This window comes from Gilvimarinus algae, assembly GCF_030518215.1.
Taxonomy (GTDB): domain Bacteria; phylum Pseudomonadota; class Gammaproteobacteria; order Pseudomonadales; family Cellvibrionaceae; genus Gilvimarinus; species Gilvimarinus algae.
This window is the reverse complement of record NZ_JAULRT010000062.1, coordinates 661,598-676,265: the sequence shown is the minus strand read 5'-3', so window position 1 is coordinate 676,265 and position 14,668 is coordinate 661,598. Positions and strand designations below refer to the sequence as shown.

The 14,668-nt window shown below is 58.3% G+C and carries 11 protein-coding genes; 4 read left to right on the top strand and 7 right to left on the bottom strand.

Annotated elements, in window-relative coordinates; genetic code table 11:
- Positions 1–17: 17 nt before the first annotated feature.
- The 3 genes from QWI16_RS17780 to QWI16_RS17770 form a co-directional block, all read right to left on the bottom strand.
- Positions 18–1,025: a hypothetical protein gene (locus QWI16_RS17780; RefSeq protein ID WP_302715256.1), complete on the bottom strand. Its 1,008-nt coding sequence runs from the start codon at positions 1,023–1,025 to the stop codon at positions 18–20.
- A gap of 21 nt (positions 1,026–1,046) precedes the next feature.
- Positions 1,047–2,219, bottom strand: coding sequence for a hypothetical protein (locus QWI16_RS17775; RefSeq protein WP_302715255.1), 1,173 nt, complete (start codon positions 2,217–2,219; stop codon positions 1,047–1,049).
- Positions 2,220–2,378: 159 nt separating this feature from the next.
- Positions 2,379–3,209 (bottom strand): methyltransferase domain-containing protein, encoded by an 831-nt coding sequence (locus QWI16_RS17770; protein WP_302715253.1) that lies wholly within the window; start codon positions 3,207–3,209, stop codon positions 2,379–2,381.
- Positions 3,210–3,386: 177 nt separating this feature from the next.
- Here QWI16_RS17770 and QWI16_RS17765 point away from each other — a divergent pair, with 177 nt between their 5' ends.
- Positions 3,387–4,496 (top strand): CvpA family protein, encoded by a 1,110-nt coding sequence (locus QWI16_RS17765; protein WP_302715252.1) that lies wholly within the window; start codon positions 3,387–3,389, stop codon positions 4,494–4,496.
- Here QWI16_RS17765 and QWI16_RS17760 read toward each other — a convergent pair.
- The 3 genes from QWI16_RS17760 to QWI16_RS17750 all read right to left on the bottom strand — a co-directional run bounded on the left by QWI16_RS17760 (position 4,493) and on the right by QWI16_RS17750 (position 9,834).
- Complete coding sequence (locus QWI16_RS17760) at positions 4,493–6,937, bottom strand: BNR-4 repeat-containing protein (protein WP_302715251.1); 2,445 nt, start codon at positions 6,935–6,937, stop codon at positions 4,493–4,495. The two genes, QWI16_RS17765 and QWI16_RS17760, sit on opposite strands and share 4 nt — an antisense overlap.
- A gap of 134 nt (positions 6,938–7,071) precedes the next feature.
- Positions 7,072–8,052 (bottom strand): malate dehydrogenase, encoded by a 981-nt coding sequence (locus QWI16_RS17755; RefSeq protein ID WP_302715249.1) that lies wholly within the window; start codon positions 8,050–8,052, stop codon positions 7,072–7,074.
- Positions 8,053–8,433: 381 nt separating this feature from the next.
- Positions 8,434–9,834, bottom strand: coding sequence for a family 43 glycosylhydrolase (locus QWI16_RS17750; protein WP_302715247.1), 1,401 nt, complete (start codon positions 9,832–9,834; stop codon positions 8,434–8,436).
- 239 nt (positions 9,835–10,073) lie between these two features.
- On the opposite strand from QWI16_RS17750, the gene QWI16_RS17745 reads away from it, so the two are divergent.
- Positions 10,074–10,631 (top strand): YbhB/YbcL family Raf kinase inhibitor-like protein, encoded by a 558-nt coding sequence (locus tag QWI16_RS17745; RefSeq protein ID WP_302715245.1) that lies wholly within the window; start codon positions 10,074–10,076, stop codon positions 10,629–10,631.
- Between the two features lie 188 nt (positions 10,632–10,819).
- Here the strand turns inward: QWI16_RS17745 and QWI16_RS17740 are convergent, their stop codons facing one another.
- Complete coding sequence (locus QWI16_RS17740) at positions 10,820–12,994, bottom strand: TonB-dependent siderophore receptor (RefSeq protein ID WP_302715243.1); 2,175 nt, start codon at positions 12,992–12,994, stop codon at positions 10,820–10,822.
- Between the two features lie 281 nt (positions 12,995–13,275).
- Here QWI16_RS17740 and QWI16_RS17735 point away from each other — a divergent pair, with 281 nt between their 5' ends.
- Positions 13,276–13,596: an ArsR/SmtB family transcription factor gene (locus QWI16_RS17735; protein ID WP_302715241.1), complete on the top strand. Its 321-nt coding sequence runs from the start codon at positions 13,276–13,278 to the stop codon at positions 13,594–13,596.
- 2 nt (positions 13,597–13,598) lie between these two features.
- Positions 13,599–14,663, top strand: coding sequence for an alkene reductase (locus QWI16_RS17730; protein WP_302715240.1), 1,065 nt, complete (start codon positions 13,599–13,601; stop codon positions 14,661–14,663).
- The last annotated feature ends 5 nt before the right edge of the window (positions 14,664–14,668 follow it).

Genomic DNA, 14,668 nt, shown 5'->3' with positions numbered 1-14,668 from the left:
TAAATTCATTAAAAATACTAGCGCTGAAAGCGCATACCGCCGCCTCTGGGCATAGAGCGCTGCATGCCGCGCTGGCGCGAGTGAAAATCGCGATTCAACCCCGAGCGATCAAACGAGTGCATGCCACCGGAACCGTGCATCTGACCGCGATTGGCCGAGGAGGTTCGCTCGGGCAGTTGGTAATCGGGGTGGGACTGATGAAATTGGGTCGCCCTGTCGTGCGTCTGGTTCGGCAAGGGTTTGAGCGTGCTGTGCTCTGTGCTCCACTGCCCCTTGTTGCGCACTTGCCACTGGTCATCCACCCGCCGGGCCACATTGCCGCTGCGATCGGCAAACACGTTATTGGCGCGCGTAGGCGCCGGCCGCGCCATTTTTAGTTGGCCGCGCGCCTGCGCTGGACTGGCGTTGCGTGCGCGATTGGCGGGCTGATGATAGAGACTGGCGCGCCCGCTGCCCAAGCGGGTGCTATTGCCCAATTTATTCTGAACCGTCGCGCGGTTACCAATGTTAATGTTGTTGCCAATATTGATATCGCCCGTGTTAATCACCACCGGCGGGCGATGGTAGCCTCCGCCGTACCAACCATTGCAACACACACCCGGGTGATAGGGCCCACTCCAGCCACCGTGCCAACTGGCACCCATGCTGAAAAAACCATTGCTCCAGCTGACGCCGAAGTTCCAGCCCGTCCAGGGGTTATAACCGACGTGAAAGCCCCAGGTTGGTGGACGAGGATAATAGTAACTGCCCCAGTACGGCGGGTAGTACCAGCCAGTGCCGTACACCGGCACGCCGTAGTAGGGGAAGGACCAAAGGTAACCCGGCGTGTAGCCAACGTAAACGACCTCGGGTGTGGACTCATACACGTGAACATGGGTGGTGTTGTAGACCGGTGAGCTCGGCGGTATTTGCTGTATCTTATCGCTGGGCACCTTGTCGGCGACGGCCCAGGGGCCTTTGGCCGATGCCGACTCAAACCAAACGCCATTGTCTACGGCGTAGTAGTGCCCCGCTATTTTCAACACCTGAGATCCGGTATTGACTGCCTAGGCCACCTCGGTGCCGGGAATCGCTTCAAACTGCGGTTCGCCGTCGTACTCGGCCTTAAAAGAGTCCTCACTTCGCTTGATCGCGGCCGTCTCCGGCACCTGAGCGTCCAGTACCGCGTCCTGAGCCTCTTCGGTGCCGGCTACCGAGGTACGGACCCCACCGATGTCCGAGTCAGGCGCAATATTGTGAAAGCTCTCTGGCAGCTGATCGGCACGCACAAAGACCCAGGGGCCCGAGGCCTGCTTGGCGCGAAACCAGCGCCCGGACAACAACAGATACATGGTGCCGGCCTGAACATCACGAATCCAGGGCGTTTCGGTGTTCTCGACATAAAGCAGCTCACCGCCATCGAGGCTTTTCCAGCGCGGCTTACCATCACTCACCACCAGCTCCGTGGGTTGGGTGGTCGCGACGACGTCGGGCGCCTCGCCAGGTGTAGGCGCATTCACCGCGGCATTGTCAGCGGATTGGGGTATCAGGGCGACCAAATCCTTTGGCGGCGCATTAATAGGCTTCCAGGGCCCCAGTGGTTGCCCGGCGCTGTACCAAAAATCGCCGCTGGTCAGGTAGTAACTCTGGCTTCCCTTGCGTCGCACAACGGCAAAGGGCGTATTGAGCGCGCGCTCATAGGGCGTGTCGTCCACCGCGAAAAACCGCGGCTCGCCATCGTAGAGTAAAAGCACGGCGAGGTGTTCGCGAAACTCAATGGCGGGCGGCTCGTTTTTGATGGCATCGAGACTTTTGCGCTCAAGCTCCGCGCCCTGCAGACTGGCGCTTAACGCCTCGGTTGCGATCACAAACCCGGTTTGCGGCAGGGACGTTTCCACCACCTCGGTAAATCGAGCCTCATCGGTCTCAGAGGAGTCGGGCCAGGTCACGCGGGTAACTTTGATGTCTCTCACCAGCGCTTGACCCGAATCGGAATTAACATCCAGCCTGGCCGAAAACCAAAAAGCGCCAAACACCGGCTCGCTCTGGGTTTTCAGCTCCAACGACATCGCCGCCCGACCGGTGAGTAAGTTGCCCGCGAGCCGCTCTGGCTGCGGCTGGTACACCACAATGGTGCCCTCTTTCGCCTCAATCTGCTGGGGCCACTCGACCGCCTGACAAACCGCCGACAGGCACGCCGATAACCAAAGAACCACCACCTGACAAAACCGCGCTTGCATACTCGCCTCCTGCACTCGGGCTGCGTCAGTGCGTCCCGTTTGCTGCCGCCGTTAAACCTTGAAGTCCCCCGCCATAACACCCAGAGGAAGAAAGGTAAGCCGCACGCCGATTGAGGCGGCCGCCAATGCGTTATAGAGTGTAGCCGAAAGGCTTCGCCATCACAGGCTAAGATCGGAGGGCGTGACGGGATCGGAGTCGCGTCGGTATACCCGTATTTGCATGTCGGCCGTATCGGTCAGTGGCGCCTGAGCAAACAGCCTCTCGTGCTGAGTGAGGTTGGTGTTCCAATAGTGCGGCGTCATTTTCAGCAGCTGCTCAATGGCTGAGCGCTCTTCAAGCGCCAGAGGAAAACGCAGCGTTTGCCGCTCAATGTCCTGCAACCGGGTAAAGTAGCGATCGGGCTTGTCGCTTTTGTAGGGGCGCACAGACTCGTACAAACCCGCGCGCAGCGCCGGCAGGTGATCCTCACCCGGGCCCACGAAAATCACAATACCGCCGGGCTTGAGCACCCGGATAAACTGCGCCTCATCGACCAGCGAAAACACCGAAAGGACGGCGTCAAAGTAGCCAGTCTCATAGGGCAAGTCGCTGATGCTGGCGATACACCAGGCGGGGTTTTTATCGCGCCGGCAGGCGGCCACAATCCCCGCTTTGGAGATATCCGTTCCGGCCACGTTAACGCCGCGGCGGGCCAGTTCGCTGGCGTAGTAGCCCTCGCCACAGCCGGCGTCGAGCAAATGGCCAACGTCATATCTCTGGCACACGGCGGCCAGTGCCTCCACCAACGGTCGATAGTACCCGGCCGAGAGAAAGGCGCTGCGCGCCTCGATCATCTCTTTACTGTCGCCAGGCTGGCGGGATTTCATCCGATGCGACAAGAGCAGGTTCACATATCCTTTGCGCGAGCGATCGAAGCTATGGCCCTGCTCGCAGCCAAGCCCGCCACTCTTTTGCGCGAGCGGCGCTTTACAGACGGGGCACAGATACATCAGTGGCGCCCCGGAATCAGGCACTCATACTGCCAGCCCAGTGTTCCTGTAGCCGAAGATGCCGGTGCTTTAGGTAAATTGGTCAAAGGAGTTCCCCCGATAGCGTGGCACCCAAAGAGTCTGTGTTATATGATCTCAACCTGGCGGCTCACAATAAATCAGCAACAGGACGACAAGATGGGCGTTTACGCAATTGTATTTTTGGTCATTACCGCTTTTTTTGCTATTCGCGGTTATTTTAACGGGTTTTGGGGGTCACTGGCGCGCACCGTCAGTTTTGTCGGCGCCTATGGCGCGGCTTTTTACTTCAGCAAACCCGCCGCCGCGCAGGTCAAAATGCACACCCCCATCGACGGCATTGCCGCCTACATCACCGGGGGCATCGCGGTCTTTATCGTGGTCATGATCGGTATCCGCCTGATTTTCTGGATTCTGGCCAAGCTCACCCCCGGCAACGACAAGAATCCCGGCGCAGGCTCGCGCATTGCCGGACTGCTGGTGGGCGCTCTGGTGGGCGCCTTTGTCGGCTTGCTGCTGGTGTATACCTTGGATGTGTACAACTCGGCCAAAGACCTTAAGGCTGAAAACAACGAGCCCACCGCGCCCGCCAAAAGCGACCCAGTGGGTAAGGCGGCCAAGCTGGCCGTGAGCAAATCCGCCGGTGCGATTATGTCGCTGAGCGGCGCCGACCGCAGCAGTGTGAAACTGGGCGAAGCGTTTATCGCCGACCCGGTAGACAGCGTGGATCGCGTGACCCGGGTTAGCAATAATCCCGACCTGCAAAAACTGCTCAACGACAATCGCGCTCAGCGACTGATGAAAGAGGGCGACGTCGACGAGCTGATGAAAGTGCCGGAGTTTCGTCGGCTGATGGAAAACCAGGATATGAAGCACCTGCTCGAGGCCTCGGGCCTGGGTGTCGACAGCAAAGACAGCGCCCGCGAGACCGCGAAAAAAATCACCCTGGGGTGGCAGCGCGTGCAGCTCATGAAAAACGACCCACGGGTGCAATCCATCGTCAACGATCCCGAGTTCCGAGCCCAGATGCAGGCCGAGAACAAACTCCCGCTGCTCGCCAATCCCAAGCTCAACGAACTGGCCGAAATTATTTTTGTTGATGGCACAGGCTCAATCGCCGCCTTTAATGCCGACAACCAAATCACCATCAAGGAAATCCAAAAAGGCGCCGATGCCTCCGTTACCGAAGGTGAGACCGGCACCGTCTACCGCTACACCGATGAACACGGTCAGGTGCACTACTCGGACAAACCCACCACCGATCGCTAATCAGCCAGACGCATCAGCTCGCTGGCCAACATCAACAGTGCCCCACTGGCAAATGGCGCGGCATTGTCCGGGTCAAAGCCGTGGGGTCCTGCCCCCACCGGCTGCACCTGAGTGAGCTTGCCGTTTGGCTGAACGCTTTGCGATAAAGCCGCCCAGGTTTTCTGTACCGCCGGCCTATAGGTTTCAGCTGGCAACACTTCTTGATTAATGCCCGAGGCAAAGGCAAATGCGATAAAGGCACTGCCGCTAGTTTCGCGGGCGTTGTGCGTTTGCGGGTCGAGCAGACCCGGGCGCCATAGCCCGTCCGCTTGCTGGGCCTGAAGAAACGCTGCGGCCATTTCCTGAAACAGCACTTTATATCGCTGATACTCCGGATAATCTTGCGGCAAATGCTCCAGCATCTGCGCCAAACCGGCAATCACCCAGGAAGTGCCACGCGACCAGTGCACGGTTTTGCCATTTTGTTCACGCACATCCAGATAAGATTCGTCGCGAAAGTACAGGCCGATGTCCGGGCGATACAAGCGCTCGGTGGTGGCCCACCACTCGCGGTTCATAAAGCTCAGGTATTTTTCATCGCCCGTCACTTCCCATAGTAAGATCCACGCCATAGGACCCATAAACAGCGAATCACTCCAACTCCAACGGTGGCGGCTATGAGGGTAGCCCCAATCTAGCGAGTGGGTGGGCGGGTTTCGCAAAATTCTATCCAGCCAATTTTTGCTGGGGCTGAGCATCGCCTCGTCACCCTCGTCCTGATATAGGCGAAGCCACGCCTGAGAAACACAGTAATCGTCGGCATCAAAGGGATTGTTATCGCGCGGGGCAAATGCTAGCTCGCGGCCACGCTCAAGCAGCCTGGCTTTCAAGTTACCCGCAGGCAGAAAGGGATCCATGTCCAGCATACCGACATACAACGGGCAAACGCCCCACCCTTGGGGGTGATAATGCCAGCCATCAGGCATGTTGGCCCACTGCCAATCAGCCACCTGTTTCGCGAGCGCCTTGACCTGCGCCGGGTCAATGGGTCTTGTCTGCTGGCGCTTTACTTGCATCGTATCGCCGGCCGCCTCGCGGGACTGATGAGACTCCCAGTCGGGCTTAAACATCAGTAGCTCAATGGGCGCAGCCTCGCTGCCCGCGCCCGTTGAGTCATCGCCATCGATTTGTCGCACCGGCTGCAACAACAGCTGGGCCTGCTTCAGCCTAGCCCATTGAGCCGGGTCGATGTTTGGCTCCCAGGCGCCCACAGAGGTGTCGGTCAGATAACGCATGCGCCACTCAGGGCGGGTTAAGTCTTCCGCGGTGCCCATCAAAACACGCCCGCCTGCGGTATCGTCCCGGTAGATAATGTGCGCCCAGCTTTTTTCCCAGTCGTACTCAATCAACAGGCTCGCCCGGGAGAGTGGAGGCCGCTTGGTGCCCCACCCTGACAGGGTAAAATGTTCCCCCGCGCCCGGCCCTCGCAAAGTCCGCCAAGCGCCATCGTCCTGGTATACCAAGTGAAAGGCCGGCGGCTGATCCTTTTCGGGTGACCAGTATGAAACCAAATACGCTTTTCCCTCACGATCGGTGGCGATTCGCGGTGGGTTCATCAAATTGGTGTTTTGGGCCACGGCCCTCGCCACCTCCGCGCTCTGGGCGGTAATGGGCAAGGTGTAGGTGTCACCACTGCTCTTTTGCCAGCGCTCGCCTCCATCGGGCGAGTAGGCATAGAGCAGGTCGTGATTGGTCGCCACATCCGGCGTTTCGCGCCACGTCCAGGCCAGGTGCAAACCACCCTGGCCGTCTAGGGTCAGGTCCCAGTAGGCGCTGCGCTCGCCCTCGCCACTGATCAGGTTGTCCTGCACGCGCACCCAACGCCCCGACGCGACGCTGAAACGGTTAAGCACCAAATCACCTCTACCTGAGCCCCCGTCGCGGTAGGACAACAACAGGTCCCCCTCGGGCAGACGCAGAAATTGTGGGTAAGTCACGCTCGATTCTTTGCGCCCGAGCATATCGGCGCGCCTGAGCGTTAGCGAGCCCGGCGAGTCACTGACGGCGTAATTAAGCGGGTTGTTGTGCTGATCCCAGGCAAGATGCAGGTAACCCTTACCATCGGCGATCAGGCTTATGCTGTTATGGGCGTCATTGACGTTACCGGTGAACGCCGTGATCTCGCGCTGCCAGCGATCCTCCCCCAGACGGCGCTTGGCCAACACGAGCTGCCCCTTGGCGTTATAAAAGCCGGCGTATTGATGCACGCTGTCGGTGTACAAGGACTGGGCCCCGGCCACCATATTCACCGAGCTGCCGGCGAAGGCGTCGTCAGCCAGCGGGATCACGCGTGCAGTGCGAGCCGGCTCGGGCTCGGCAGCGGCCAAGGCGGAGCCAGACAAGGCCGTGATGAGTAGATAAGCACAAAGAGCTGCAATGCCAGAGCGGAAACGGTACCTCATCGTGATTCGCCTATTTTTTATATATAAAAATTTATGTCATTGGCGATTATAGGAGGGCGAGGCATGAAGGTAAATCGACTACACATAAAAAAACCCGCGTAAAAACGCGGGTTTTCTTTGGCACACACTAACCCTTAGGGCAGCAGGTGAGCCACGGCGTCGCGCTCTTCTTTCAACTCTTGCTCAGTGGCTTTCATACGGGCCTTGGAGAAGTCGTTGGTTTCGACACCCTGAACGATTTCCCAATCCCCGTTTTTGCACACGCAGGGGAAAGAGTAAATCAGTCCTTCTTCGATGCCGTAACTGCCATCGCTGTAGATACCCATGCTCACCCAGTCGCCCTCTGCACTGCCCAGGGCCCAGTCGCGCATATGGTCGATAGCGGCATTGGCGGCCGAAGCGGCTGAAGAGGCACCACGCGCTTTAATAATGGCGGCGCCGCGCTGTTGTACGGTGGGGATAAAATCGTTTTCGTACCAAGGCTGGTCGATCAGGCTCATGGCAGCAGCGCCATCAACGGTGGCGTTGTGAACATCCGGGTATTGAGTGGCTGAGTGATTGCCCCAGACCACCAGATTTTTCACATCGGCGATGGTCTTGCCGGTTTTCTGCGCCAGTTGCGTCAGCGCGCGGTTGTGGTCCAAACGCATCATGGCAGTGAACTGGCGGGGGTTGATGTCCGGCGCGTTGCGCTGAGCGATCAGGGCGTTGGTGTTGGCCGGGTTGCCGACCACCAGCACTTTCACATCGCGAGAGGCGTGGTCATTGATGGCCTTGCCCTGCACAGAGAAGATTTCGGCATTGGCGGAAAGCAAATCCTTGCGCTCCATGCCAGGGCCGCGTGGACGCGCGCCAACCAGCAGGGCGTAGTCGGTGTCTTTAAAAGCGACGTTCGGATCATCGGTGCACACCATGCCGGCGAGCAGCGGGAAAGCACAGTCATCCAGCTCCATGGCAACACCTTTGAGTGCTTCCAGCGCCGGGGTAATTTCCAGCAGTTGCAGGATCACGGGCTGGTCTTCACCCAGCATGGCGCCAGAGGCGATGCGGAACAACAAGGAGTAGCTGATTTGACCAGCGGCGCCGGTGACGGTAACTCGAACGGGTGCTTTCACGATAGATCTCCGTAGTGTGCAGGTGGCCGCGGGATGGCCGCTGCCCGCCTGTTATGGGGTTAGTATCGGGGTGCAAGCTGGCAACACGGCGCCTACCCACTATCTGGCGCGCGGTGAGCGCCAGACTCGGTAACGGCCGGGATTGCGGGGTTGCCCACAGCCCATCGACGGGCCGGTATTATAGGCTATTGAGAAAAAATTTCATCTATTGGGCTAGAGCGCCTGAGATCAGACGCCCAAGATATGACGGCTCCGGCAGTGGTCGGCGATCACGCGCTATCGCCCAAGACCGCGCTGGAAATCAAATATGACACCGCTCACCGCCGGAGCCGGTCTGGCATCAGGCCACTCGAATGGCGCCGTCAGCCCTGCCGCAAGGTTTTACTCCACCGGCATCGCCTGAAAGCTGGCGGCCTTGCGCTCGGCGGCGGAACCGGGCTGGCCCAGTGTCAGGCCGTCGCCTTTGCTCATCAGGTACGTTGAGCTGTCGTTCAGCAGCCGGTAGGAGCTGCCCTGCCCGGCCAGGCCGTCGACCTTGATGAAAGTAGCACTTTGGGCAAATGCGTCGGTGCCATTATGACGTTGAATGCTCAGCTCACCCTCTTGATGGCTCAGGTAGTAGCCCATGCGAGTTTCCGGCTGGAAAGAAACGGCGTTGTCGAGCTCGACCAGAGCCGCTAAATGCCATTGAAACTGCCAGCGATCGGCGGCGCTCAGCGCACCCATGGACACTGAGCTATGGTCGCCGTAGCGCAGGTACTCGTCCGTGTCCGCCAGACTCTGCAGCGCCTGAGCGGCGTGAGTAATACCAGAGGCGGTGGGCGTGATCGGTTGGATGGTTCCATCGGCGTTGTATACGAGTGCCTCCATGGACACCGAACGGCGGAAGTTGCCGCCCGTAGGCAAAGCGGCCGTGTGATAGACAAAGTAATCACCGCCTTGATACTCCAGTATCGCCTGATGACTGGTACCGCTGTCTTCCAGCGTCTCCATCAGCTTGCCCTTAAACTCCCAGGGTCCCTTGGGGCTATGGCTCATGGCGTAGGCCAGCTCTTCGGGGTAATTCATGGCAAAAGTCAAATAATAGCGGCCGTTTTTCTCGTGCAGCCAGGGCGCCTCGGTAAAGGTGCCGGGCATGTTGGCGATCTCTACCCTGTGAATCTCGCCGTCAAAGGAAATCATGTCCTCCGCCAGTTTGGCGTAGTACAGGTGCGAGTTGCCCCAATACAGATAGGCCTGACCGTCGTGGTCGATAAACACCGTGGGATCAATATCATCCCAGCTGTGCTGATGCTCGAGCATATGGGGGGCGGGCTCGGTCTCATTGGGGTCCAGCAGCGGCTTGCCCAGAGCGTCTTTCCAGCCGATCACCGGATGGTCCGACACCGCCACACCCAGGGTATAACCGCCCAAACCCTCGCCGCTGGGCGGCACCGGCATACGCACTGTGGTGTACCAGTAAAAGCGGCCATCGTGCTCCACCGCCTGTGCGGCCCAGGCCGAATCTGCCTCCGCCCATTCGAAAATCTTGCGTGGTACAGCCCCTTCCAGTGTCCAGTTCTCTAGGTCTGTAGAGGAGTAGATGTTCCACTCGCGCAACACAAAGAAGTCGCCATCGGGTGCCGCCTGGTCGTGGCCGACGTACAGATAGACTTTGCCATCGTGAACAATCGCCGCTGGATCGGCACTAAAACGCTCTTTGATGATGGGGTTATCGGCCTGAGAACTGGCGGCCAAAGCGAATAAAACCGCACCCAGGGCGCGCGTCAAGAAAGGGGACATCGTCATCTCCTACAGCTATTGTTATCGGCAAATAAAGTCCGCGATGAATTTATTAAATTATAATAATACAAATAACAACGCTTACGCCAGCAGTAGTCGCCCTATAGTCGTATAAGCATTGGCTATCGGAAAAAGCGCCCCGCAAGGAGCCACTCGCACTCGCCAAGAGCGTGGTGGCTATGTGCGTTGATTCGGGTTTCGGTATGATGTTCTACCGTCCAACCCAATAAGGAGTGACCATGAAACGGCGTTTATCATACGGCTTGAGCGCACTGGTGCTGGCGCTATGCGCCAAGGTTCAGGCCGATACCTTTACCCTGCACAGCGACGACATCAGCGATGGCGAAATGATGAGCAAGACCTTTGAGTTTGAAGGCTTTGGCTGCAACGGCGACAACCTGTCGCCACAGCTGAGCTGGAGCGGAGCACCCGAAGGCACCGAAGCCTATGCGGTGTTTGCCTATGACCCGGACGCGCCCACCGGCAGCGGCTGGTGGCACTGGCAGCTGGTGAACCTACCCGCCTCAACCACTGAGCTGGCGCGTGGTGCAGGCAGCACAGACGGCTCGGGCCTGCCGGAGGGCGCCATGCACGTCAGCAACGATTACCGCATTAAAGGTTTCGGCGGCGCCTGCCCACCTCAAGGGCATGGCGTTCACCGCTACCAGTTTACGGTCTACGCGCTGCCAAAGGCGTTGGATATCCCGGAAAACGCCTCGGGGGCGCTCGCCGGGTATATGGTCAATGCCAATGCCCTGGCCTCGAGCACCATTGAGGCACTCTACAAAAGAGATTAACCCCTGGGCTCATTAGCGCAGCCACGGTGGTGACCGCGCTAATGGGCGCTCGACCCTTAACGAGCGAGCCTTCGAAAAGCATCGCAACAGAGCCGCTCGGGTGCCGCCGCTGCACAGAACACTGAGTTTGCAAAGTAATAAATCAGCCTTCCGCGCTCCGCTGACGGCGGTAGCCCGCTATAGGCCTTTTAGTCAAACCGGTAGTTCAGACCCAGCGTGTAGTTTCTCGGCGTGCCATAGCGGTAGGAACTGAACTGCCCCACCTGCGAGTAGTACTTTTCATCGGTGAGATTGGCAGCGTTAAACTGCACACTCAGCGCGTCGGTAAACGCGTAGCGCGCCATGGCATTGACCAGCACATAGGCCTCTTGTGTAAAGCGATCATCATCACCCGCCGGGTTTTCCCCTTCCGAGTAACTCTCGTTTTGCCAGTTGGCACCGCCGCCGATTGTCAAACCCGATAAGGCACCTGCGAACTCATAGGATGTAAACACCTTAAACAGTTTGGTGGGTATATCGGTGTTGATGTTATTACCGGTGGCGTCTTCAATGTCGTACTGGGTATAGCCGGCACTAATGTTCCAGCCGTCAATGGGTTGCCCTACCACTTCAATTTCCACGCCCGTGCTCTCAGCGCCCTGAGCGGCAATGTAAGCCGTCCGCTGCTCGGGCGTGCCCTCAAAGCCGGTATCCACCTGTGCGAGGTTATCCTGGCGTATATCAAACACCGCGATGGTGGTGTTCAGTCGATCATCCAGGAAACGGCTTTTTAAACCGATTTCGGCACTCTCGCCCACCAACGGCGCGAGAAACTCGCCATTGGCATCGCGGTTATTTTGCGGCTTAAAAATCTCGGTGTAGCTGGCGTAAACACGATGGGTGTCTGTGACATCGTAGAGCGCGCCGGCATAGGGGATAAACTCGTCTCGGTTGCCATAATCGACGTTACCGCTCCAGTCAAAACCGGTGCGCAACCAGGTCGCCACACGGCCGCCGACAATAAATTTCAACTTTTCTGTCACAGAGAGTCGGGTAACGCCGTAGTAGCCACGCTGCTCGGTTTCACTTGCCTGGGACTGGGTGCGCTCGTCGGACCATTCGGGCTCGTACAGGTTGCCCCATTCGTAGAAGTTACCCACATCCACTCGGTCGTAGCCGCCGCTCATGTCACCCCCCAAGGGCAACTGGGTAAAGGTATCGGCGGACTGATCGCTGTACAAAGCGCCCAGGGCAAAATCGTGGGTCTGATTGAACAGGCTGAAGTCACCTTTCAGTTGAACATCAATGCTGTCCTGTTCTGACTCGCCATCGCTGCGATAGCGCTGGGCGTTCAGCCCTTCGCCGGTTTCCTTGTCAAGGGAGCCATAGACGTAGAGCAGCTTGGTGTCTTTTTCGTACAGCAGTTTGTTGTAGTTGGCGTTCAGCTCCCAGCCGTTCGCAAACTCATGGCTGATGCTGGCAAAGTAGTTGGTGTTGGTGGTCTCCCAGCGGTTCCAGTCCATGGCCGTGGTTTTAGAAACGTCCCAGTCGGTTTTGCTGCCGTCGGAAAAGAACGTCGGCAGCGCGCCCCACACTGTGCTTTTCGGGTCACTGTGCTGGTAGCTGGCACCGAGGCGCAGTAACGTGTTGTCCGTCAGATCGGATTCAATAACACCGTAAAAGACGTTTCTGTCGTCCTCGTAGTAATCAACGTGCGACTCACCCTCTAAGTAACGACCCACCACACGGCCGCGCAGACTGCCGCTTTTGTTCAGAGCGGTGGCGACATCGGCGGTTACCCGGCGCTCATCCCAACTGCCCACGGCAAAATCCACAAAGCCGGTTAACTCGCGGCTGTCGGCTTTTTTCCGCACCAGGTTAATAGAGGCCGAGGGATCTCCCACCCCGGTCAGCAACCCGGTAGCGCCGCGGACAAACTCAATGCGCTCGTAAATCGCGGTATCGGCCACGGTTTCTCCCGAGTCACCACCGAGGCTCCAGGAAGTGGGGACGCCGTCAATCTGGTAGCTGTCGATACGAAAGCCGCGCGAGTAGAAATTGTTGCGCACATTGTCCACTTCTTCCGAGCTCACGCTCACCGCGTTATTAACCGCCTCAAGAATCGTGGTGATGTCCTGATCCTGCATGCGCTCAAAGGTCAAAATCGACACCGACTGCGGTGTTTCCTGCAGAGTCAGGCCGAGACCTGTGGCGGTATTAAGGGTTTGGGGCACACTGTATTTGCCGGTTACCAACATTTCTTCAATAGAGCCTTCCTGGCGATTTTGCGATTCGGTATCACTGGCGGTGTCCTGAGCCAGACTCCATTGAGACTGAAAACAAAGCAATAGAGCAGTGCAGAGCGGGAGGCGTTTAAAGTTCACGAAAGTACTCCAAAGAGGGGTAGGTCAACATCAGGCCGGCACAGTAACACAAATAACAACTATTATCATTAACAAAAGCGAATCATCAGTAACACGATATAAGGCGTATGCCCACCAGCGCACCTCAACAAACCGCAATAGACCCTCAGCGGCATTTCGGCTTCTTACCCTTCTTTACCCGCAACAGGCGGCCGACGAACTTGTATTTCGTATTTTTCCGAAATATGATTAGCCAACTCACGAAATATGATTAGCCAATTCACGAAATACAGAGAGACACCATGACATCAGCATCGCTGAGCGAGGCCATCAAAGCCCTCGCCCACCCGCTACGACGGGATATGCTCGGTTGGCTAAAATCCCCCGAGACTCACTTTCCCGAGCAGCTGCACCCACTGGAGCTCGGCGTCTGCGCCGGGCAAATACAGCAAAAATGCGGGCTGTCTGCCGCCTCGACCTCGGCCCACCTGGCGGCGCTGAGCAAAGCCGGACTCATCCGCTGCCAAAAGCACGGCCAGTGGCACTATTACCGCCGCGATGAAGCGGCCATTGAAGCCTTTTCCCAAGCGATACAAGCCTATTTATCCCCACAGGAGCTGTAACCATGGCGAGCTTATTTGACCCCCTGCAAATGGGAGAACTGACTCTGAAGAACCGCGTCATCATGGCGCCACTGACTCGCTGCCGCGCCAGCGAAGGCCGGGTGCCCAATGCCCTGATGGCCGAGTACTACTGCCAGCGCGCGAGCGCCGGGCTGATTATCAGCGAAGCCACCTCTGTCACCCCCATGGGCGTCGGTTATCCCGACACCCCGGGAATCTGGAGCGACGCACAGGTCGAGGGCTGGCGCCAGGTAACCCAGGCTGTACACGCCGCGGGCGGCACTATGTTGCTGCAGCTGTGGCACGTCGGGCGGATCTCCGATCCGATCTATCTCGGCGGGGAGCTGCCGGTCGCACCCAGCGCACTCAAACCCGACGGCCACGTCAGCCTGGTGCGCCCCATGAAAGACTATGAAACACCCCGCGCGCTGAAAACCGAAGAAATCGCCGGTGTGATCGAGGCGTTTCGTATAGGCGCGGAGAATGCCAAGCGCGCAGGTTTTGACGGCGTTGAGATACACGGCGCTAACGGCTACCTGCTGGATCAGTTCCTGCAAAGCAGCACCAACCAGCGCACCGACGCCTACGGCGGCTCGTTGGAAAACCGCGCGCGGCTGATGCTTGAGATAACCGATGCGGTGCTCAGCGTCTGGCCAGCCGGGCGCGTGGGTATGCACCTTGCCCCCCGCGGCGATGGTCACGACATGGGCGACGCCAATCCCGCCGAAACCTTTGGCTACATCGCCACCGAGCTTGGTAAGCGCCAACTGGCGTTTATCTGCACCCGCGAACACGCCGCCGACGACAGCCTGGGGCCAATGCTCAAAAAGCAATTTGGCGGCGTGTACATCGCCAACGAAAAGTTCGATAAGGCCAGCGCAACACGTTGGCTAGAGGAAAGCAAAGCAGACGCCGTGGCCTTTGGTGTCCCATTTATCGCCAACCCGGATCTACCCGAGCGACTACACAGCGATGCTGAACTCAACCCGCCACGGCCCGAGCTGTTTTACGGCGGCGGCGAAGAGGGCTATACCGACTATCCGTATTTGGAAAAAGCACCGGCTTAACCAGG

Coding starts and splice junctions, on each gene's coding strand:
- QWI16_RS17775 (WP_302715255.1), bottom strand. CDS start 2,219: ATGCAAGCGCGGTTTTGTCAGGTGGTGGTTCTTTGGTTATCGGCGTGC.
- QWI16_RS17770 (WP_302715253.1), bottom strand. CDS start 3,209: ATGTATCTGTGCCCCGTCTGTAAAGCGCCGCTCGCGCAAAAGAGTGGC.
- QWI16_RS17765 (WP_302715252.1), top strand. CDS start 3,387: ATGGGCGTTTACGCAATTGTATTTTTGGTCATTACCGCTTTTTTTGCT.
- QWI16_RS17760 (WP_302715251.1), bottom strand. CDS start 6,937: ATGAGGTACCGTTTCCGCTCTGGCATTGCAGCTCTTTGTGCTTATCTA.
- QWI16_RS17750 (WP_302715247.1), bottom strand. CDS start 9,834: ATGTCCCCTTTCTTGACGCGCGCCCTGGGTGCGGTTTTATTCGCTTTG.
- QWI16_RS17745 (WP_302715245.1), top strand. CDS start 10,074: ATGAAACGGCGTTTATCATACGGCTTGAGCGCACTGGTGCTGGCGCTA.
- QWI16_RS17735 (WP_302715241.1), top strand. CDS start 13,276: ATGACATCAGCATCGCTGAGCGAGGCCATCAAAGCCCTCGCCCACCCG.
- QWI16_RS17730 (WP_302715240.1), top strand. CDS start 13,599: ATGGCGAGCTTATTTGACCCCCTGCAAATGGGAGAACTGACTCTGAAG.